The sequence below is a fragment of the Rhodococcus sp. ACS1 genome, from assembly GCF_002300155.1.
GTDB classification, from domain to species: domain Bacteria; phylum Actinomycetota; class Actinomycetes; order Mycobacteriales; family Mycobacteriaceae; genus Rhodococcus_F; species Rhodococcus_F koreensis.
Genome location: NZ_NSDZ01000011.1, coordinates 602,108 through 620,915, shown reverse-complemented (window position 1 = coordinate 620,915; position 18,808 = coordinate 602,108). Strand labels below are relative to the sequence as shown.

Below are 18,808 nucleotides of genomic sequence, written 5' to 3'. Positions count from 1 at the left end.
GGCTCGAGTGTAGAGCTCAGCCGCTCCGGCGGCGTGCGCGCCGGGCGGGACTCACCGCCCGGCGCCTCGGGCGGGCGGCGGGCCGACGACCTCGAGGTCCAGCTCCGAACGCGCCCGTGCGAACCCGTCGGCCGGGAACTGCATGTCGCCGCCCTCGGTGTGCACGTGCGCGTCCGTCGGGACGTTCATGTACTCGAAGAACTTCTCGAACACGCCGGTGGTCAGCAGGCCGAGCATCTGCGTGTCGTGGCTGTCGAACGCGAAACTGTGGATCGTTCCGGCAGGCGCATGGAGGAAGTCGCCCTTGGTCAGCATGATCTCCCGACCGTTGGCGTGCAGGAGAATTCGACCCTCGATGCAGAAGAAGTTCTCGGTGTGCTCGCGGTGGAAGTGACGGGGAATGTACGCACTCTTGCCGCCCATGGTGTGCATCGCGAAATACGTTCCGCCGGTGTTCCGGGGCCGTGCGAGATACGTGTTCAACTGGTCGAGGCTCGCCCAGCGGTCGCCTTCGCCTGCCTGCAGCACGTAGGGCGACTCCCCTGCCGGGAGCACCGCGCCCGTCACCGCGGGCAGGTCCTTCTTCTCGAGATCGTGGAACCGGATGCCGAACCGATCCGCGAATTCGGATTGCCGCGCGTCCGACATCGGCGCCGCGGCGGAGTCGAAGACGTGCGACTGGGTTGCGTGGCCGGTCGCCTGCGACCACCGGTGCCCGTCGCCGACGGTGAGCCAGCTCAGGAACCGGGTCCGGTGCGCGAGCATGCGGTACGCGTACGGCGTCCCGGCCGGGACGGTGACCGAGTCGCCCGGCACGAGCAGGTGCGATTCGCCCGGCAACCACACCTGCAGCCGTCCGTCGGTGACGTACAGGAAGCGATGCTCGCGGTCGTGGGAGAGGAACGGGGTCTCGGTTCCCTTGCCGCCATACACATATGCGGCGCCGAATTGTCCACCGGTGTCCTCAGGGCGGGCGATGACGGTGATCAGTTGCCCGCCGAGTTCGTGGCGCTCACCTTCACCGGCAGCCATGGCGTAGGGCACGCAGCGGCCGGGAAGGGTGTCGAGTTGCGGGGCGACAGCGTGGACCTCGTCGAGGACGGGAATGTCGAAAGTAGTCATGGTGTGCGTGTTCCTGGTTTCAGTGTGTGCGAGAAGAAGGCTTCGATCGCGGCGAATGAGGCGGAGGAGTACCTCTCGGTCAGTGCGCGACCGAAGTCGCTCACCGCGCGGGTCGAGGCCGGCGCCTGCGGATCTCGTTCGAGACGGCCTTGGTCGAGGGTCTGGTCGGGGCCGAGTTCGAGGACGTGCCCCGGGTTGAAGAACCCATGCCCGAATCCCTCGATCAGGTAGAGAATGGCGTCGTTGCCGTGAGCGACGAGCGCGTCGTACAACGCGACGCTCTGCGTGAACGGCACCAGGTTGTCGGCGACACCGTGCATGACCAGAAACGGCGGCGCTCCGGGCGCCACGTGCAGCGCGGGGCTCGCGGATCGCGCCGCGTCCAGTCGGTCCCGGATCGCGCCACCGAGCAACGACGCCTCCGGGGAATGGCCCTCCCCCGGTGTCCGTTTCGCGGAGAGGTCGACGAGGCCGGGCAGGTCGGCGGGCCCGTAACCGTCGACGACGGCCTGCACCGAGCTGTCGACGGTCGTGGGTTCTTCCCCGGGCAATCGTGTTGTGGCCGAGTGCACTCCGGTCAGCGCGGCGAGGTGCCCACCGGCCGACGATCCCCACACACCGATCCGGTCGGGGTCGATGCCGTGGTCCGCGGCGTTGGCGCGCAGCCAGCGCACCGCCCGCCGGACATCGAAGAGCTGGCCGGGGTGGCAGGTCCCGGGCGCGAGGCGGTAGTCGATGCTGACCATGACGTAGCCGTGTCCTGCGAAGTGTTGCACCAGATCTGGGCATGCAGTGCGGTCTTGAAGCCGCCAACCACCTCCGTGCACCCACACGATCGCAGGCAATGGATGCGCTGCCTCGGCGGGGCGTACGAGATCGAGTAGCAGATCGGGGGCGTACTCGACGGTGGATCGGCGGACGACGGTCGAAGCCGTGTCCAAGGGATTGAACTCCTTCGGATGCAGGACCCGGGCCTGGGTCGCCGCTCGCGCGGTTGTAAGGCCCTTCCATAGGTCACTGTCTGTCGGGCACAGTAGCAGCTTCGACAACCTGAACGGAAGACCCGGATTCTTCCTCCGTCGCGCCGGTCAGCGCGGCGGTCAGCCGCGCGGCATGTCCGCGGACACCCTCGACGATGTCGACGACGCCGTCGCTGAGCACCCACTGCAACTGCAGGCCGTCGCTCACCGCAATGCATTCACGCGCGAGCGCCGGGAAGTCCAGCGATGCCGGCAGCCCGTCTCGGTGCACCCCCTGACGCAGGCGCGCCGCGAGGGCATCGACGGCGCCGTCGTAGCGCTGCGCGAGGACGGCGTGGGCGGGACTGCTCGGATCCGCCGCCTCCGCGCTCACCAGCACGAACAGTTCGATGAGACCCGGCTGTCCGACGAGTCGCCGCGCCGCGTCGACCATCGCATCCAGGGTCGCCAGACCCGACACCTCGGCGGGGAGGGTGTCCCACCACTCGGCCGAGGTGTCGAGGCGGTACTGCGCCACGGCCAGAAGGAGGTGCTTCTTCGACGGAAAGTGGTGCAGCAGACCACTGTCGCTGATTCCCGCGTCGGTGGCGATGCTGGCCATGGTGGTCGCGTGGTACCCCTCCGCCGAGAATCGCCCCGCGGCCGCCTCCACGATTCGCGTGCGCCGCTCGATTCCCACCGAGTAGCTGCCACGCGCCCGTTTTCCCATGTCGCCACGATACGACAGCACGATTCTCGGATTGAAAACCGGATACACCCGGTTTTCGTGTACGGTGCTGTGCATCACACTGCGACGTCCGCTGCGCCCCACCTCGCCGCGCGGATCTTCACTTCACGGAAGGCGGAACGCCGATGGCTACCGTTCGCTCCACACACCCGTCCCCCGCACAGCTCGGCCACCCCTCCGCGGTCACCGCGCCGCGCCCCCGCTACGTCGTCCCCGCCCTGGTCGTCGGCGCATTCGGGGTGTATTTCGGCAGTCTGACCCCGACCATCATCACGCTGTCGATCCGCATCTTCGGCGTGGACGCCGAAGGCAAGACACTCGGACTGTCGACGGTGGTGCTGATCGGCGCCCTCGTCGCGCTCGCCTCGATACCGCTGTTCGGCTCCCTGTCCGATCGCACGACCAGCCGGCTCGGCAGGCGCACCCCGTGGCTGATCGGCGGCGCTCTCGTCGCGTTGGCCGGCCTCACCGTGATCGCGCTGGCGACGAACGTCGCGGCGATCGCCGCGGGCTGGGCACTCGCGCAGCTGGGCTACTCCGCGGCGCTGGCCGGGTTCGTCGCGCTCATCCCCGACTTCGTCCCCGACCATCTGCGCGCCCGGTTGTCGGGGATGATCGGCTTCGTCACGGCGTTCGCCGTTCTCGCAGGCGTCACCCTCGGGAGCCGCCTCGCCGACCACCCGGTGCCGATGATGATCATCCCCGGCATTACCGCCGTCGTGTGCCTGACCGTCGTCGCCGTGGTCATTCGAGGCGCCGACTCGGGTGTGGACCCGGCCACGTTGCAGCCCTACAGCTTTCGCGAGTTCGCGGCAAGCTACTGGATCAACCCGATCCGGCACGCGGACTTCGCGCTCAACTGGATCAGCCGGTTTCTGTTCGGGCTCGCGATGGTCGGGCTCACCACCTACGCGACCTACTTCCTGGTCGACGCGGCCGGACTGAGTATCACGGACGCGGCCGCCGAATACGCCCACGCCACCGCCGTCACCACCCCCATCTCGATCGGGTCGTTCCTGCTCGCCGGATTCCTCTCCGACAAACTGGGCCGGCGCAAGGCCTTCGTCGCGGTCGCATCGTTCCTCACCGGCGGCGCGCTGGTGTATCTGGCCGTGAACCCGCACGTCAGCGGGTTCCTGCTGGCGTTCGTCGCCTTCACGATCGGTCAGGCGTGCTACCTCACGGTCGACATCGCGATCGCCGCCGCGGTCATCCCCGACGTCCGGCAGACGGCCAAGGCGATGAGCGTGTACCAGGTGGCGGCCACACTCCCCTATGCCGTCGTCCCGCTCATCGGCGCCGTGCTCCTTCCACTCACCGGCGACAACTATGCGCTTCTGTTCTGCGTCCTGGCGGCCTGCGCCGCCGTCGCCGGCGCAGCCGTTCTCTTCGTGCGGTCGATCCGATGACGACACCGACACACCTGCGCCTCGAACATCTCCGGCCCGGCGAACCCTGCGGCACCACCCACCCGCGACTGTCCTGGTGGCTGCCCACCGGAAGCGCCGGTCAGCAGGCATACCAGGTCCGGGTCGCGGGCGTCTCCGACCGCACGTCGAGCACCCTGTTCACCACCGAGATCATCGAGGGACGCGACCACGTCCTCGTGCGACCCTGGACGGCAACGCATCCGGCGCCGACCGCGGGCGAGGCACGCACCTGGCAGGTGCGGTGCTGGACGGATCTCGGACCGAGCGATTGGTCCGAGCCCGCTCCATGGGTCACCGGCCTTCTGCACGGCGGCGACGTCACGGCCGACTGGATCGAACCGTACGAGCCGGACGTTCCGCCGCTCGGTCACCGTCCCGCATACCGGCTGCGCGCCTCCTGGCGACCGCGGGCGGAGATCACACACGCCTCGCTGTTCGCGACCGCTCACGGCACCTACGAGTTCTTCGTCAACGATGTCCGGGTCGGTGATCACGAGCTGACCCCGGGCTTCACCGCCTACCGCGCGCACCTGCAGGTGCAGCATTTCGACGTCACCGACCTGCTGCGCCAAGGACACAACGACCTGGGAATCCTGCTGAGCGACGGGTGGTTCCGTGGCCGGCACGGGTTCGAGCGCCACGGCGACGGATTCGGGGATCGGCTTGCCGCGCTCGCGGAACTGCACGTCCGTTATGCCGACGGTACGTCGGAACGCTTCGGCACCGGCGACGGCTGGACCAGCGCACCGAGTGAGATCGACGCCGCCGACCTGATGGACGGCCAGCGGGTGGATCTGCGCCGGGTGCCCGCCGACGAGGTACACCACCCGGCCGTGGTCGCTCGCGGTGGACTCTACGACGATCGTGTCCGGTTGACGACCGGCGTGGCACCCCCGGTGCGCCGGATCGAGACACTGGCGGCGGTGGCCGTCACCGAGCCCCGACCCGGAACGTACGTCGTGGATTTCGGGCAGAACATCAACGGATGGGTGGCTGCGGCCGACCTCGGCCCGGCCGGCACGCGCGTGACCCTCACCCACGGTGAGTCCCTCGCCGCCGACGGGAGGGTCGACACGGATCACCTGCGCGCTTTCGAGTTCGCGACCGGCAAGAGTTTGCCTGCCGGTCAGGTCGACCACGTCGTGTCGTCCGGGCGCCGCGGCGAGGCATTCGAGCCGCGCCACACCACTCACGGGTTCCGGTACGTCCAGATCTACGGGTCCGAGACGAAACCGGGGCCCGACTCGATCACCGCCGCCGTCGTGCACACCGACCTGGAACAGGTGGGAAGTTTCGGGTGCGACAACGCTCGTGTCGAGAAACTCCACGCCGCCGCGGTGTGGAGTTTCCGCGGCAACGCCTGCGACGTCCCGACCGATTGCCCCCAGCGCGAGCGGTCGGGCTTCACCGGCGACTGGCAGGTCTACGTCGAAACAGCGGCCTTCACACATGATGTCGCGGGATTCAGCGACAAATGGCTGCGTGATCTCGCCGCCGACCAGTGGCCGGACGGCACGGTACCCAACATCGTGCCCAACCCGGCAGGCAACCAGCCGTCGGGTAACCACTTCGCCGACATCGCCAACGGCTCGGCCGGTTGGGGCGACGCCGCCGTCATCGTCCCGTGGCAGCTGTGGCGCCTGTACGGCGACGTCGAAGTCCTGGAACGCCAATACGATTCCATGGCGCGGTGGGTCGAGCTGGCCGCCGGCGCAGCCCGGGACCACCGCCATCCCGACCGCGCACGTGCGCGTCCCGCACCGGACGACCACGAGAAATATCTGTGGGACACCGGTTTTCACTGGGGAGAGTGGCTCGAACCCGACGAGATTCCCGCGCCCGATCCCGCTCGCGATCACAGTGTGGTCGCCACTGCGTACCTCGCGCGGTCGGCGGGGCTGCTCGCGCAGATCGCCGGCGTACTCGGTCGCAACCGGGACGAGTGCCGGTACTCCGCGATAGCGGCGGGAGCCGTCCACGCCTGGCAGCGCGAATTCATCGCGCCGGACGGCACTCTGACCCACCCGACCCAGGCGAACTATGTCCGCGCCCTGGAGTTCGACCTCGTCCCGGCCGAGGCTCGCCCCCGGTTTGCCGACGAACTCGCACAGTTGCTCGCCGACAACGACGATCACCTCGGCACCGGTTTCCTGGCCACCGGGATGCTGCTGCCCGCGCTCGCACGCAACGGGTACCTCGACACCGCCTACCGGATACTGCTGTCCACCGGCAATCCGTCCTGGATGGAAATGATCGACCGCGGCGCCACCACCATCTGGGAGCGATGGGACGGAGTCGACGAGAACGGCCGCGCCACCGCTTCACTGAATCACTACGCCAAGGGCGCGGTCATCTCGTTTCTCCACCAGTTCGTCGCCGGCCTGCGCCCGGCCGAGACCACCGGCCCCGACACCGTCGGTTATCGCCGATTCGTCGTCGATCCGCGCCCCGGCGGGGACATCAATGCCGCCCACGCCGAGCACTGCAGCCCCTACGGCAACATCGCGGTGCGCTGGACGATCACCGACGACCTGTTCACCGTGAACCTGACCGTGCCGGCAGGCAGCGAATGCGAACTTCGACTAGGAAATACCACGGAACTCCTCCGGTCCGGGACCTACACCCGCACCTGCCCCGCCGCTCGCGTCATCCGGCGATCTTCGCGTGCATTTCCCACACGATGATCTCGGCACCGGTGTCGGTGGTCAGCTGCTGTCCACCGCCACCGCCGATCCGGACGGCGTCGCCCTCGGCGAGGAGGCCGACACCCTCCAGCGAGGCTTCGCCGCGTGCGACGAAGACGTGGAGGAACGGGGAGTCGGGCAGGGTGATGGGCGCCTGGCCGGGCTGCAGTCGTGCGACATGCATTGCGGCGTACTTGTTCTTGATGCGGATCGCCGAGTGGTCGGCGTGGCCCGGCATGCCGGACGCGACGGGAACCAGCCCGCCGGTGAGCAACTCGTGGTCGATTTCGAGTTGCTCGTAGCCGGGGGTGATCCCGGCTTCGTCGGGGACGACCCACATCTGGATGAAGTGGACCGGATCGCGGTGCTCGTCGGCGTCTCCCTGCAGTCGCCACGAGTCGTTCTTCTCCGAGTGCAGGATTCCGGTTCCCGCGCTCATGCGCTGGGCGAGTCCGGGGTAGATGACGCCGGAGTGGCCCATCGAATCCTGGTGCACCAGCGAACCCTGGAGAACCCAGGTGACGATCTCCATGTCCTGGTGCGGGTGGGTGTCGAAACCCTGGCCGGGGACGACGATGTCGTCGTTGTTGACCATGAGCACACCGTGGTGGGTGTTGGCCGGGTCGTAGTGGTTGCTGAACGAGAAGGAATGCTTGGAATCGAGCCAGCCCACGTTCGTCTTGAAGCGGTCGTCGGCGCGGCGGACGTCGAGGCGGGGTGAGGTGATGGCGGCAGTCATGAGTGAATCCTTTCCAGCGTTCTCAGAGCAGGGTTTTCACAGAACGTGTGAGCCGTACATTTCGCCGAGCGGATCGGCGATGAGTTCGAGGCGGGCACCGTCGGGATCGCGGAAGTACAGCGACACCTCGCTGTGTTCGACGAGTTCGACGCCGGCGTCGACCAGTTTCGTGCGCAGGTGATTCCAGCGGCCGGGTTCGACGCTGATCGCGATGTGGTGGAGTCCGCCGAGCACTTCCTGATACGGGCCGACCTCGAGGCCCGGGAAGTCGAAGAAGGCGAGCAGGTTGCCGTTGCCGATGTCGAAGAAGAAGTGCGAAGACCCGGGGTAGTCGCGATTCTCGATCAGTTCGGTCAGCGGGAACTCGAGGAGATCCTGATAGAACCGGACGGTGCGCTCGACATCGCTGCTGATCAGCGCGGTGTGGTGGAGTCCGCGGGCCGAGGATGCGGGCCGCGACGAGACGGGCTTCAGATGCTCGGCGCGGATCCTGTCGCGTTGCGCGGCGAACCGCTGGGAGCGCTCCTGCTCGTCTGTGGTGCTCATTGCCCGAACCTCTCTCCGCGAAACGCCGATGATTGCGCTTTCAACTATCACCACCGTACACCAAGTAGTTGCGCTGTCAACTACTTGGGATATGCTGGTCCCGTGGAATCGACCAGATGGCTCAGCGCCGAAGAACAGAACACGTGGCGCGCATACCTGGACGCCACCCGACTACTCCTGCAGGCGCTCGATCGGCAGCTCACCCGCGACTCCGGAATCTCGTTCACGGACTTCGAACTTCTCGTCGTGCTGTCGGAGGCGCCGCAGCGGCAACTGCGGATGCGGGAACTCGCCGACGCGGTCACCACGACGCGCAGTGGCGTGACCCGGGCGATCAGCCGGCTGGTCGAGGCAGGCTGGGTGCGGCGGCTGGAGTGCAAGGACGACAAGCGGGGAATGCTGGCCGAGCTGACCGACGCCGGCGCCGAGAAGCTCGCCGCCGCCAGCCCCGGACACGTGGCGGAGGTGCGCCGCGACATGTTCGACCTGCTCTGCCCCCGGGACGTCGCCATCCTCGGGCACGACTTCGGCGAAATGCGCGCCCACCTGCAGGAGAACCCCTGAGCCACCCACCGAAAGGCCGGTCATGAGCAGCACGTCCACGGAGAACGACTACGTCCACATCGACAAACAGAGTCCGGCCGTCTATCAGGCGCAGATCGGCGTCGCCAAGGCCATCCGTCACGCGACCACCGAGGCCGGGATGGACCGGCGGTTCGTCGAGTTGATCAACGTCCGCGTCTCCCAGATCAACCGCTGCGCGTACTGCCTGGACGTGCACGTCGCCGCGGCGATCGCGGCGGGCGAATCCCAGCAGCGTCTCGCAGTTCTGCCTGCCTGGCGGGAGACGACACTGTTCTCCGAACGCGAGGTCGCGGCCCTCACCCTGGCCGAGTCGATCACCACGCTCCCGGACGCGCACCGCCAGGACGCCGACTACGCCTTCGCGCGGCGGTTCCTGTCCGAGCAGGAGATCTCCACGGTGAGCTGGATCGCCGTCACGATGAACGCGTTCAACCGGATCTCCATCGTCAGTCGCCATCAGGTCCGGCCGAAGCAGTAACCGCAGCTCACCCACCCTCCGCAGATTTTAGTTGACATCGCAACGACTTCCCCCTACCTTAGTAGTTGCAGATTCAATTACCTCGATTCGAGTGCCGTTCACCGTCAAGGAGTTTTCATGACCACCGCCACCGCCACCCTCCCCAACCTCACCGCCGGAACCTGGACCATCGACACCGTCCACTCCACCGTCGGCTTCTCCGTCCGCCACCTCATGGTCAGCAAGGTCCGCGGCACGTTCAACGACTTCGCAGGCGCGATCACCGTCGCCGAGGACGGCACCACTGCCGTCACCGCCGAAATCCAGGTCGCGTCCATCGACACCAAGAACACCGACCGCGACGCCCACATCAAGTCCGCCGACTTCTTCGACGCCGAGCAGTACCCCACCGCCACCTTCACCTCCACCGCCGTCCGCGCCAAGGGCGACGACTACGTGGTCGAGGGCGACTTCACCCTCCACGGCGTCACCCGGCAGGTCGAGCTCGCCCTCGAGTTCAACGGCGTCAACCCCGGCATGGGCAACGGGCCGGTCGCCGGCTTCGAAGCCACCACCGTCCTCAACCGCAAGGACTTCGGCATCACCATCGACATGCCCCTCGAAGGCGGCGGCGCCGTCGTCGGCGACAAGATCACCATCACCCTCGAGATCGAGGCCGGTCTTCAGGCCTGACCCACCCGCACCACCAGAACCACCCGCGCCCCGTCGTCCACCCGGACGACGGGGCGCGTCGTTGTGAACACGACGCAACACTTTCGATCGACGTGATCCAGGTCATTGTGATCTTGGGCAGGCTCGAGTGACCCTGACCCCTTCGATGTCGGAGCCCGTTCGATGTCGGCGACTGCGAAACGAAGGTGACCACATGGGTAGCGACTCCGAACTCTCGTTCGCTCTCGACCTCACGCTGGACGAAGCGCGTCGGCGCACCGCTGTCCTCGAAGCGATCGGCGAGGACTGGGATCCCGTCGCCGTGCTGGCGGAGGAAGAGCGGGCCTACGACATGCTGTATTCCGGGCTCGACCCCGAGCAGCAGCGCATCTACGACGAACTGGTGCAGGCAGGTGTGCTCCCGGATCGGACGGTGGGCCGTGTTGCCGATTGATCCCACCGCGGACTTCTCCCGTCGTGCCTGGTTGCCCTGCCCGGGCTGCGACCACGGCTCGTCCTGCGGCGACTGCGGGTCCAGCCGCAACTGCCACCGGCACTGGCAGTACCTGCTGAGCAATCAGGGAACCACCGTGCACCTGCAGTGCCCCGACTGCACGCACGTGTGGAGCATCGACACCCGCCACGGGCGGCCGGGGCGTCGCCGGAAGGCCGCGTAGGCGGGGTCCGACCGCTGGTTCAGCCGCGGCTCCGCGGCCGGTCGGCGAGTAGCTGGGTGAGCCGGTGTGCCTCGCGGAGGAGGAATTCTCCCAGTTCGCGGCGTCGTTCCTCACGGAACCGGCTCTCCACCCCGGTGATGCTCAGCGCCCAGGCGGGTGCTCCCTGGGTGTCGAAGACGGCTGCGCCCATCCCCCAACTGCCCTCGACGAGCAGTCCGGGGTTGACGGTGTAGCCGTTGAGACGGGTCTCCGCGATGCGCTCGGCGATCTTCTCCCGGCTGTGCTGCGGCCCCCATTCGCCGGTGACGTCCGCGCGCGCCAGGTACTCGTCGATCTCGCGGTCCGGCAGGTGCGACAGGATGACCATCCCCGCCGTCGCCACCCCGAGCGGAAATCGGATTCCGATGTGCAGCACGTGCGAGCGCAGCGGGAAGCTGCCCTCCTCGCTCGCAATGCAGACCGTTTCGTCGCCGCGGCGAGCGGACAGGAACACGCTTTCGCCGGTCTCGCGGGCGAGATCGCGGAGGATGTCGCGGGAGCGGTCCGTGATGTCGTACCTGCTGGCGGCGAGCGAGCCGAGCAGGTACAGCTCGGGTCCGAGCGACCATTTGCCCGACTTCAGGTCGCGGTCGACCAGCCCCTCCTCGGCCAGCGAGACGAGGAGGCGATGCACGGTGGGGCGGGCGAGGCCCGTCTCCCGCGCCAGGGCGGACGTCGAGGATCCCGACGATTCGAGCGCCGCGACGGCCCGCAGGATCGATCCCACCCGGTGAATGACCTGTGGCCGCTGCGCCTCGTTCATGACCGGAGTATACGTCCACTCAGTGAACGCTCTTTTCCACGACGTCCAGACCGCGAGCAACATGTCCAATCTCCTTGAAATGCATGAAGCGACCCCTTTTAGTGGAGCAAAGCCCGTCGCAGAGGTCGTCCACTGGATGGACGAAATGTCGCGGGAAGGCGGTATCGCCGGGTTCGGCGGCCAGAAGAAAGGATGCACATGGGATCGAGAGTGTTCGACACCCCGGAAGAAGCTGTCGCGGACGTGTCCGACGGCGCGACGATCGCCGTCGGCGGATTCGGCCTGTGCGGAATCCCCGACTCGCTGATCCGCGCGCTCGCCGACTCGGGTGTCGGGAACCTCGAGGTCTTCTCCAACAACTGCGGTGTGGACGACCACGGGCTCGGGATCCTGCTGGGCGCCCGCCAGATTCGCCGTGTCACCGCGTCCTACGTCGGCGAGAACAAGGAATTCGCCCGCCAGTACCTCTCCGGTGAGCTCGAGGTGGAACTCACCCCGCAGGGCACGCTGGCCGAGCGCCTCCGGGCCGGCGGTGCGGGCATCCCCGCGTTCTTCACCCCCGCCGGTGTCGGCAGCCCGGTCGCCGACGGCGGCCTGCCGTGGCGCTACGCCGCCGACGGTTCCGTCGCGCTCGCGTCGCCCGCCAAGGAAACCCGGCAGTTCGGCGACAAGCGCTACGTCCTCGAACTCGGCATCACCGCCGACTTCGCCCTGGTCCACGCGCTGCGCGGCGACACCGCCGGCAACCTGGTCTTCGACAAGACGGCCCTGAACTTCAACCCCCTCGCGGCCATGGCCGGGAAGGTGACCATCGCGCAGGTCGAGGAACTCGTCCCCGCAGGCACCATCGATCCCGCCCAGGTGCACCTGCCCGGAGTCTTCGTTCAGCGCATCGTCGAGACCGGCCCCCAGAACAAGCGGATCGAGAAGCGGACAGTCAGCAGCACGGAAGGAGCCACTCGATGACCGGCACCAACGGATGGACACGTGACCAGATGGCCGCCCGCGCGGCCGCGGAGATGGTCGACGGCGAATACGTCAACCTCGGCATCGGACTGCCGACGCTCATCCCCGGATACCTCGGCACCGACGTCACCGTCACGTTGCATTCGGAGAACGGGATCCTCGGCACCGGCCCTTACCCCACCGACGAGAACGTCGACCCCGACCTGATCAACGCGGGCAAGGAGACGGTCACCGTCAACGCCGGAGCCGCGTTCTTCGATTCGGCGCTGTCGTTCGGCATGATCCGCGGCGGTCACATCGACACCGCCGTCCTCGGCGGCATGCAGGTTTCCCGCACCGGCGACCTCGCCAACTGGATGGTCCCCGGCAAGATGGTCAAGGGCATGGGAGGCGCGATGGACCTCGTGCACGGGGCGAGCCGCGTCATCGTCCTCATGGAACACACCGACCGGGACGGCAACCCCAAGATCATCGACACCTGCACCCTGCCGCTGACCGGCCAGGGCGTCGTCAACCGCATCATCACCAACCTCGCCGTCATCGACGTGGTCGGCGACGGCACTCTCGCCCTGCGTGAGGTCGCCCCCGGTGTCACCGTCGACGACGTCGTCGCTGCCACCGGAACCCCCCTCGAGATCCGCGAATCCGCGCTCGTCTGACCGACATTCGACACGACACCAAGGACACTTCCATGACTTCACGCACCAGGTCCGTCATCGTCGCCGGGGCCCGGACCCCCGTCGGCCGGCTGACGGGTTCGCTCGCCACCCTCTCCGGATCCGATCTCGGCGGCATCGCCATCAAGGGCGCCCTCGACAAGGCCGGCGTGGCACCGGAACTGGTGGAGTACGTGATCATGGGGCAGGTCCTCACTGCCGGCGCCGGTCAGATCCCGGCCCGGCAGGCCGCGGTCGCCGCGGGCATCCCGATGTCGGTGCCCGCCGTGACCGTCAACAAGGTGTGCCTGTCGGGTCTCGACGCCATCGCGCTCGCCGACCAGCTGATCCGCGCCGGCGAGTTCGACGTCGTCGTCGCCGGTGGGCAGGAGTCGATGTCCCAGGCGCCGCACCTGCTCCCGGGCTCACGGGGCGGTTTCAAGTACGGCGACACCACCCTCGTCGACCACCTCGCCTACGACGGCCTCTACGACATCTTCACCGACCAGGCGATGGGCGCGCTCACCGAGACCCGAAACGCGACCACCGACAAGATCGGTCGCGAGGAGCAGGACGCCTTCGCCGCCGCCTCGCATCAGCGTGCCGCGGCCGCGTGGAAGAACGGCCTCTTCGACGACGAGGTCGTTCCCGTCACCATCCCCCAGCGCAGGGGGGAGCCGCTCGTCCTCACCGAGGACGAGGGCATCCGCGCCGACACCACCGCCGAGTCGCTGTCGAAGCTGCGTCCCGCGTTCAGCAAGGACGGCACCGTCACCGCCGGGTCCGCGTCGCAGATCTCCGACGGCGCCGCGGCCGTCGTGGTGATGAGCAAGGCCAAGGCCGAGGAACTGGGACTGGAATGGATCGCCGAGATCGGCGCCCACGGCGTCGTCGCCGGTCCGGATTCGACGCTCCAGCAGCAGCCCGCCAACGCCATCGACAAGGCCTGCGCCCGAGAGGGACTCGACGCGTCCGCCCTCGATCTCGTCGAGATCAATGAGGCGTTCGCCGCCGTCGGCATCGAGTCGACCCGGCAACTCGGAATCGACCCGTCGAAGGTCAATGTCAACGGCGGCGCCATCGCCATCGGGCATCCGCTCGGCATGTCGGGTGCGCGGGTCGTGCTGCACCTCGCGCTCGAACTGAAGCGACGCGGCGGTGGAACCGGCGCTGCCGCGCTGTGCGGTGGCGGCGGACAGGGCGACGCCCTGATCCTCCACGTGCCGGGAGAATGACCCCTACTCTCGCCCAGTAGGTTTCGTATCAGCCGGTTATGACCGGCCCGTGGCGAGCGCGGCGACGGCCGGCGCGAACATGGTCGACTTGATCGCACCGAGCGTGCCGGCGTCCTTCCCCGCGAGCGGGGAGATCAGGTCGACAGCGGCACCCAGGACCGCGCCTTCGGGCGCGGTCCCGTCGACCAGCCCGCTGGTGTGCGCCTCGGTGCCGCCGTACCGGTGGCCGGTGGTCATTGCGGTGATCGCGGTCTGCGGCGTCAGCTTGGCCTGGATCAGCGCCGCCATGCCCGGGGTGAACGGGATGTGGATGTCGACCTCGGGGAAGCAGTAGAACCCGCGGTCCGACCGCATCACCCGGTAGTCGTGGGCGATTCCCAGCATGGCGCCCGCGCCGAACGCGTGCCCGTTGACCGCGGCCACCGTCGGCAGCGGGAGCGTCAGAATGCGGCTGAACAGGGCCTGCACGCGCCCGACGTACCAGTCCGCGCGGTCGCCGTTCGCCAGCAGCCACTCCAGGTCGAGGCCGTTGGAATAGAACTTTCCGGTGGCCGTGGTGACCAGGGCCTGCGCGCCGTGCTCGTGCGCGTCGTCGAGGAGACCGTCGACGGTGTCGAGCCACTCGGGGGAGAAACGGTTCTCGTCGTCGCCGAGGTCGAGGACGGCGATCTTGTCCCGGTAGGTCAGGGTGGCGGTCATCAGGAACCTTTCGTGGTGCTGTCGTGACGTTTCCCCGGGGGCGGGGGGTCGAGGGTGAGGACGGCGCGGACCGCCACCTCCAGGCGCCGGCGCACGGCGTCGTCCGGTTTCCGCCGGGCACGGAGCAGCAGTCCGGTGGGGAGTCCGACGACGCACGCTTCGATCACCTCGACCGCGCGACCGTCCCTGCGCCCCCACAACGCCAGCGCCAACCGAACGAACAGGTCGACGAGGACGGAGTCGAGGCGCGCCAACTCGTCCGCGACGTCCTCGGGGACGTCGGATCCGAGCAGTTCGTCGCGGCGCACGGTGAGCAGGAGCCGCGACGACTGCGGGAACTTCTCGGCGAAGACGGCCGGGGTGTCGGCGGCCGCGACGACGGCGTCCACGGGACCCCGCTCCAGCGCGTGCTCGACCGATTGCTGTTGCAGGTCGAGGAATCGGTGCGCCGCCCGCAACCATGCGCGTCCGACGAGCCCTCCACGGGAGCCGAATGCGTGATAGATGGCGCCGTTGGACATCTCCGTGGCGGCGGCGACCGCCCGCAGCGTCACCGCGCTCGGCCCGCCCTCGACGGCCAGCCGTTCGGCGGTGTCGAGCGCGGCGTCGAGGTCGTGGACGCGTGGCCTGGGCATACGGCGAACGATAACAGATCATGCGTTCTATTACCCGTCGGTAGGTACTGGCCTACCGCGCGATGGGAGCCGTTCGATGATCGGCTAGCCGTTGTGCCCCGAGTCACAATGGGTTAGCTTTGTCCGGACATAAACACATTACGTGTTCTGCACATGGAATACGTCGAGGAGATGTTCATGGCCAGCGATCTCACCCGAACTACCGCCCAGCACCTGCCCGCCGACGCGCCTGGACGGCACTCGCACAGGCTCGGCGTCATCGCCGTCGTCGCCACCTTCGGCGGCCTGCTCTTCGGATACGACACCGGAGTCATCAACGGCGCACTCGAACCGCTCAAGGAAGACCTCCAGCTCACCTCGGTCACCGAGGGCCTGGTGGTGAGCATCCTGATCTTCGGCGCCGCGATCGGCGCCCTCATCGGCGGCCGGATGTCCGACCGGTACGGACGCCGGCACAACATCCTGGTACTCGCGATCATCTTCATGATCGGCACGCTCGGCTGCGTGCTGTCCCCCACGTGGGAGATACTCGCACTGTTCCGCTTCATCCTCGGCCTCGCCGTCGGCGGCGCATCCGCGACCGTGCCCGTCTACCTCGCCGAGATCTCCCCCGCCGAACGGCGCGGCAGCGTGGTCTCCCGCAACGAAGTCATGATCGTGTGCGGGCAGTTCGCCGCATTCGTGATCAACGCCGTCATCTTCAACATCTGGGGTGAGCACGAGAGCGTCTGGCGCTTCATGCTCCTGATCGCCGTCGCTCCGGCCATCGTCCTGTTCGCCGGAATGCTGAGGATGCCGGAGAGCCCGCGCTGGCTGATGTCGCAGGATCGGCACGACGAAGCGCTCGCCGTGCTCCTCCAGGTCCGGTCCCCGGAGCGGGCGCGTGCCGAACTGGAGGAGGTCCAGGCGCTCGCGGAGGAAGAGAAGCTCGCGCAGACCGGCGGTCCCGCGGACCTGTCGGTGAAGTGGATCCGCCGCCTCATCTTCATCGGCGTCGGCCTCGGCGTGTTCCAGCAGGCCACCGGCATCAACTCGGTGATGTACTACGGCACCCAGCTGCTCGGCGACGCCGGATTCTCCTCCAACGCAGCCATTGTCGCGAACACCCTCAACGGACTGTTCAGCGTGCTCGGCGTCCTCACCGGCATCGCCCTGATCAACCGGATCGACCGTCGCAAGATGCTCATCGGCGGGTTCGTGCTCACCACCACGTTCCACCTCCTCGTCGGCCTGTCGGCCTTCCTGCTGCCCGACGGCACCGCGAAGGCCTATTTCATCCTCGTGTTCGTGGTTCTGTTCGTCTTCTCGATGCAGGGCACGATCGGTCCCCTGGTGTGGCTGATGCTGTCGGAGATCTTCCCACTGAAGATCCGCAGCTTCGCCATCGGCATCTGCATCTTCATGCTGTGGATCGCGAACGCGATTGTCGCGCTCGTCTTCCCGCCCCTCGTGGCAGCACTGGGAATCGCAGCCACCTTCTTCATCTTCGCGTGCCTCGGCGTGCTGGCTCTCGTGTTCATCACCACCCAGGTCCCGGAAACCCGCGGCCGCTCCCTCGAGGAACTCGAAGAGCAGTTCCGGCGCGAGTATTCGTGACCGTCTCCGCACCGAGTCCCGTGAAAGGTTGACCTCATGACAGTGCTCGTAGCAGTGACCGATACCTCCGAAGGATCGCACGCCCTCCTCGCCGGCAAGAAGGAAGCCGCGATGCTGGACACCGGTCTGCTGGTGGTGAACCTCTCCCTCACCGAACCCGAAGAGGTGCACACCCTCGCGGACGACGGGGTGACCGTCCTCGACCGGATCGGCCGCGGCGACCGCGATCCCGCAACCGCGGTGCTGGATCTGATCGACGACCGGCCCGACATCGAACGCCTCGTGATCGGGGTCAAGCGCCGCAGCGCGGTCGGCAAGGCCCTCCTCGGCAGCGTGAGCCAGCGCCTCATCCTGCAATCACCGATCCCGGTTCTCGCGGTCAAAAGCCCTCAGTAGAAGCTGGTTTCACGTTCCAGCGCGGCGCCCGGCAGCAGGGAGGTCACCCCTTCCCGCCGCCGGGCGCCGCTGTCGAACGGCGAACACTGAGCGTCGGCGTGTGCAGGTGGATGCGCCGCGACTGCGTCGGTCGCTCCAGCCGCTGCAGCAGGAATTTCGCGGCCTGCGCACCGACCGCGAAATTGCCGTTGTTGACCGACGTCAGCGACAGGTGCCGGATCCGCGCGAGATACGTGTCGTCGTACCCGACGAGCGAGAGGTCGTCGGGGACTCTCAGGCCGCGGTCGTCGGCCGCTGACAGCGCCCCGACGCACGTGACGTCGTTGAACGCGAGGATCGCCGTCGGCCGGGGTTCGGCATCGAGTACACGACCGGCCGCGACGTATCCGCTCTCCTCGGTCATGCCTGCGAACTGCACGGACGCGAGGTCGCCGCACCCGGCCTCGGTCATCGCCTCGGTGAATCCGTCGCGGCGCAGAGTGCCCACCACTCCGGGACCCTGCAGGTAGGCGATCCGCCGATGGCCGAGGTCCAGCAGATGCCGGGTGGCCAGCCGGGCACCGGCGATGTCGTCGTCCGCCGCGATGTCGACGTTCGGCAGACTCGGTTCGTGGGTTCCGGCGAGGACGACGGGGACGAGGGCCGCGGCCCGTTCGATCGCGGGGCCGGCGTCGGTGGTGCCCACCACCACCAACCCGTCGATCCGCTGCGACAGCAGGGTCTCGACGGTGTCCCGCCCGACGCGCTGATCCAGATGACTGTCGGCCAGCACCGGCGCGATCCCGACGGCGTCGAGCGTCGTCGTCATCCCTTCGAGCAGTTCGACGAACCAGGGGTTGCGGAGGTCGTTCAACATCACCCCGACTGTGCCGCTGCGCGATTCGGACAATCCGCGGGCGATGGTGTTCGTCCGGTAGTCGAGTTCCTTCATGGCCTGCGTGACCATCTCGCGGCGGGCGGGGCTGACATTCGCCTCGCCGCGGAGCACCCGGGACACCAGCGATTTCGACACCCCCGCCCGCGCGGCCACGTCGCGGATCGTCGGTGGGCGAAACGACGACGCTCCCGGCGCGGCGTCCGCCGTCTCGCCCTCGGCCGGGCCGCGATCTGATTCGTTCACGAGGGACAGCATATGGAGCCCGGGCCGTGTTACGCTCATCACAACTGGGACCGGTCCACGTTTGTCCCTTTCCGGAAGGAGCCG

General features: G+C 67.9%; 21 protein-coding genes. 12 read left to right on the top strand and 9 right to left on the bottom strand.

Annotation, left to right across the window (positions count from 1 at the left end; translation table 11 throughout):
• Positions 1 to 51: 51 nt before the first annotated feature.
• From CJ179_RS44345 to CJ179_RS44335, 3 genes are all read right to left on the bottom strand, one after another.
• Entirely contained in the window at positions 52 to 1,122 is a 1,071-nt protein-coding gene (locus CJ179_RS44345) for a quercetin 2,3-dioxygenase (RefSeq protein ID WP_095865643.1), read from the bottom strand.
• On the bottom strand, positions 1,119 to 2,063 hold the full coding sequence (locus tag CJ179_RS44340; protein ID WP_095865642.1) for an alpha/beta hydrolase: 945 nt from the start codon (positions 2,061 to 2,063) through the stop codon (positions 1,119 to 1,121). Before CJ179_RS44340 ends, CJ179_RS44345 begins: the two co-directional genes overlap by 4 nt.
• A 73-nt stretch (positions 2,064 to 2,136) precedes the next feature.
• On the bottom strand, positions 2,137 to 2,811 hold the full coding sequence (locus CJ179_RS44335) for a TetR/AcrR family transcriptional regulator (RefSeq protein ID WP_241031429.1): 675 nt from the start codon (positions 2,809 to 2,811) through the stop codon (positions 2,137 to 2,139).
• 143 nt (positions 2,812 to 2,954) lie between these two features.
• Here CJ179_RS44335 and CJ179_RS44330 point away from each other — a divergent pair, with 143 nt between their 5' ends.
• The gene (locus CJ179_RS44330; RefSeq protein WP_095865640.1) at positions 2,955 to 4,238 is read left to right on the top strand and encodes an MFS transporter; all 1,284 of its coding nucleotides are present in this window, start codon (positions 2,955 to 2,957) and stop codon (positions 4,236 to 4,238) included.
• On the top strand, positions 4,235 to 6,943 hold the full coding sequence (locus CJ179_RS44325; RefSeq protein WP_095865639.1) for an alpha-L-rhamnosidase: 2,709 nt from the start codon (positions 4,235 to 4,237) through the stop codon (positions 6,941 to 6,943). Before CJ179_RS44330 ends, CJ179_RS44325 begins: the two co-directional genes overlap by 4 nt.
• On the opposite strand, the gene CJ179_RS44320 is transcribed toward CJ179_RS44325, so the two are convergent.
• Together CJ179_RS44320 and CJ179_RS44315 are read right to left on the bottom strand one after the other, a co-directional pair.
• On the bottom strand, positions 6,906 to 7,682 hold the full coding sequence (locus CJ179_RS44320; RefSeq protein WP_072949564.1) for a pirin-like bicupin family protein: 777 nt from the start codon (positions 7,680 to 7,682) through the stop codon (positions 6,906 to 6,908). The genes CJ179_RS44325 and CJ179_RS44320 overlap by 38 nt on opposite strands.
• Positions 7,683 to 7,718: 36 nt before the next feature.
• Positions 7,719 to 8,228, bottom strand: coding sequence for a VOC family protein (locus CJ179_RS44315; RefSeq protein WP_095865638.1), 510 nt, complete (start codon positions 8,226 to 8,228; stop codon positions 7,719 to 7,721).
• 102 nt (positions 8,229 to 8,330) lie between these two features.
• Between CJ179_RS44315 and CJ179_RS44310 the strand changes: the two genes are divergently transcribed.
• The 5 genes from CJ179_RS44310 (at position 8,331) to CJ179_RS44290 (ending at position 10,619) form a co-directional block, all read left to right on the top strand.
• Positions 8,331 to 8,792 (top strand): MarR family winged helix-turn-helix transcriptional regulator, encoded by a 462-nt coding sequence (locus CJ179_RS44310; RefSeq protein ID WP_072949569.1) that lies wholly within the window; start codon positions 8,331 to 8,333, stop codon positions 8,790 to 8,792.
• Between the two features lie 22 nt (positions 8,793 to 8,814).
• Positions 8,815 to 9,291 (top strand): carboxymuconolactone decarboxylase family protein, encoded by a 477-nt coding sequence (locus CJ179_RS44305; RefSeq protein ID WP_072949571.1) that lies wholly within the window; start codon positions 8,815 to 8,817, stop codon positions 9,289 to 9,291.
• Between the two features lie 117 nt (positions 9,292 to 9,408).
• Positions 9,409 to 9,963, top strand: a complete 555-nt coding sequence (locus CJ179_RS44300) for a YceI family protein (protein WP_072949574.1) — start codon at positions 9,409 to 9,411, stop codon at positions 9,961 to 9,963.
• A gap of 193 nt (positions 9,964 to 10,156) precedes the next feature.
• Positions 10,157 to 10,396: a DUF6400 family protein gene (locus CJ179_RS44295; protein ID WP_072949576.1), complete on the top strand. Its 240-nt coding sequence runs from the start codon at positions 10,157 to 10,159 to the stop codon at positions 10,394 to 10,396.
• On the top strand, positions 10,383 to 10,619 hold the full coding sequence (locus tag CJ179_RS44290; protein ID WP_095865637.1) for a hypothetical protein: 237 nt from the start codon (positions 10,383 to 10,385) through the stop codon (positions 10,617 to 10,619). Before CJ179_RS44295 ends, CJ179_RS44290 begins: the two co-directional genes overlap by 14 nt.
• Before the next feature lie 19 nt (positions 10,620 to 10,638).
• Here CJ179_RS44290 and CJ179_RS44285 read toward each other — a convergent pair whose 3' ends face one another.
• The gene (locus CJ179_RS44285; RefSeq protein WP_095865636.1) at positions 10,639 to 11,421 is read right to left on the bottom strand and encodes an IclR family transcriptional regulator; all 783 of its coding nucleotides are present in this window, start codon (positions 11,419 to 11,421) and stop codon (positions 10,639 to 10,641) included.
• Positions 11,422 to 11,619: 198 nt separating this feature from the next.
• Here CJ179_RS44285 and CJ179_RS44280 point away from each other — a divergent pair, with 198 nt between their 5' ends.
• The 3 genes from CJ179_RS44280 to CJ179_RS44270 are packed head-to-tail and all read left to right on the top strand — an operon-like array spanning position 11,620 to position 14,278.
• The gene (locus CJ179_RS44280) at positions 11,620 to 12,387 is read left to right on the top strand and encodes a CoA transferase subunit A (protein WP_087555275.1); all 768 of its coding nucleotides are present in this window, start codon (positions 11,620 to 11,622) and stop codon (positions 12,385 to 12,387) included.
• Complete coding sequence (locus CJ179_RS44275; protein WP_072949585.1) at positions 12,384 to 13,046, top strand: 3-oxoacid CoA-transferase subunit B; 663 nt, start codon at positions 12,384 to 12,386, stop codon at positions 13,044 to 13,046. The genes CJ179_RS44280 and CJ179_RS44275 overlap by 4 nt, the downstream gene beginning before the upstream one ends.
• 32 nt (positions 13,047 to 13,078) lie before the next feature.
• Positions 13,079 to 14,278 carry an acetyl-CoA C-acetyltransferase gene (locus tag CJ179_RS44270; protein WP_095865635.1) on the top strand — a complete coding sequence of 400 codons (1,200 nt, stop codon included), beginning with the start codon at positions 13,079 to 13,081 and terminating at the stop codon, positions 14,276 to 14,278.
• 36 nt (positions 14,279 to 14,314) lie between these two features.
• On the opposite strand, the gene CJ179_RS44265 is transcribed toward CJ179_RS44270, so the two are convergent.
• Together CJ179_RS44265 and CJ179_RS44260 are read right to left on the bottom strand one after the other, a co-directional pair.
• Complete coding sequence (locus tag CJ179_RS44265) at positions 14,315 to 14,977, bottom strand: enoyl-CoA hydratase-related protein (RefSeq protein ID WP_072943521.1); 663 nt, start codon at positions 14,975 to 14,977, stop codon at positions 14,315 to 14,317.
• The gene (locus CJ179_RS44260; RefSeq protein ID WP_095865634.1) at positions 14,977 to 15,612 is read right to left on the bottom strand and encodes a TetR/AcrR family transcriptional regulator; all 636 of its coding nucleotides are present in this window, start codon (positions 15,610 to 15,612) and stop codon (positions 14,977 to 14,979) included. The genes CJ179_RS44265 and CJ179_RS44260 overlap by 1 nt, the downstream gene beginning before the upstream one ends.
• Before the next feature lie 153 nt (positions 15,613 to 15,765).
• Here CJ179_RS44260 and CJ179_RS44255 point away from each other — a divergent pair, with 153 nt between their 5' ends.
• Together CJ179_RS44255 and CJ179_RS44250 are read left to right on the top strand one after the other, a co-directional pair.
• Entirely contained in the window at positions 15,766 to 17,208 is a 1,443-nt protein-coding gene (locus CJ179_RS44255) for a sugar porter family MFS transporter (RefSeq protein WP_095865633.1), read from the top strand.
• 36 nt (positions 17,209 to 17,244) lie between these two features.
• Entirely contained in the window at positions 17,245 to 17,604 is a 360-nt protein-coding gene (locus tag CJ179_RS44250; protein WP_095865632.1) for a universal stress protein, read from the top strand.
• A gap of 43 nt (positions 17,605 to 17,647) precedes the next feature.
• On the opposite strand, the gene CJ179_RS44245 is transcribed toward CJ179_RS44250, so the two are convergent.
• Positions 17,648 to 18,724, bottom strand: coding sequence for a LacI family DNA-binding transcriptional regulator (locus CJ179_RS44245; RefSeq protein WP_257016123.1), 1,077 nt, complete (start codon positions 18,722 to 18,724; stop codon positions 17,648 to 17,650).
• Positions 18,725 to 18,808: the final 84 nt, after the last annotated feature.

Coding starts and splice junctions, on each gene's coding strand:
- CJ179_RS44275 (WP_072949585.1), top strand. CDS start 12,384: ATGACCGGCACCAACGGATGGACACGTGACCAGATGGCCGCCCGCGCG.
- CJ179_RS44265 (WP_072943521.1), bottom strand. CDS start 14,977: ATGACCGCCACCCTGACCTACCGGGACAAGATCGCCGTCCTCGACCTC.
- CJ179_RS44330 (WP_095865640.1), top strand. CDS start 2,955: ATGGCTACCGTTCGCTCCACACACCCGTCCCCCGCACAGCTCGGCCAC.
- CJ179_RS44285 (WP_095865636.1), bottom strand. CDS start 11,421: ATGAACGAGGCGCAGCGGCCACAGGTCATTCACCGGGTGGGATCGATC.
- CJ179_RS44280 (WP_087555275.1), top strand. CDS start 11,620: ATGGGATCGAGAGTGTTCGACACCCCGGAAGAAGCTGTCGCGGACGTG.
- CJ179_RS44300 (WP_072949574.1), top strand. CDS start 9,409: ATGACCACCGCCACCGCCACCCTCCCCAACCTCACCGCCGGAACCTGG.
- CJ179_RS44325 (WP_095865639.1), top strand. CDS start 4,235: ATGACGACACCGACACACCTGCGCCTCGAACATCTCCGGCCCGGCGAA.
- CJ179_RS44305 (WP_072949571.1), top strand. CDS start 8,815: ATGAGCAGCACGTCCACGGAGAACGACTACGTCCACATCGACAAACAG.
- CJ179_RS44260 (WP_095865634.1), bottom strand. CDS start 15,612: ATGCCCAGGCCACGCGTCCACGACCTCGACGCCGCGCTCGACACCGCC.
- CJ179_RS44270 (WP_095865635.1), top strand. CDS start 13,079: ATGACTTCACGCACCAGGTCCGTCATCGTCGCCGGGGCCCGGACCCCC.
- CJ179_RS44315 (WP_095865638.1), bottom strand. CDS start 8,228: ATGAGCACCACAGACGAGCAGGAGCGCTCCCAGCGGTTCGCCGCGCAA.
- CJ179_RS44320 (WP_072949564.1), bottom strand. CDS start 7,682: ATGACTGCCGCCATCACCTCACCCCGCCTCGACGTCCGCCGCGCCGAC.
- CJ179_RS44335 (WP_241031429.1), bottom strand. CDS start 2,811: ATGGGAAAACGGGCGCGTGGCAGCTACTCGGTGGGAATCGAGCGGCGC.
- CJ179_RS44255 (WP_095865633.1), top strand. CDS start 15,766: ATGGAATACGTCGAGGAGATGTTCATGGCCAGCGATCTCACCCGAACT.
- CJ179_RS44295 (WP_072949576.1), top strand. CDS start 10,157: ATGGGTAGCGACTCCGAACTCTCGTTCGCTCTCGACCTCACGCTGGAC.
- CJ179_RS44345 (WP_095865643.1), bottom strand. CDS start 1,122: ATGACTACTTTCGACATTCCCGTCCTCGACGAGGTCCACGCTGTCGCC.
- CJ179_RS44250 (WP_095865632.1), top strand. CDS start 17,245: ATGACAGTGCTCGTAGCAGTGACCGATACCTCCGAAGGATCGCACGCC.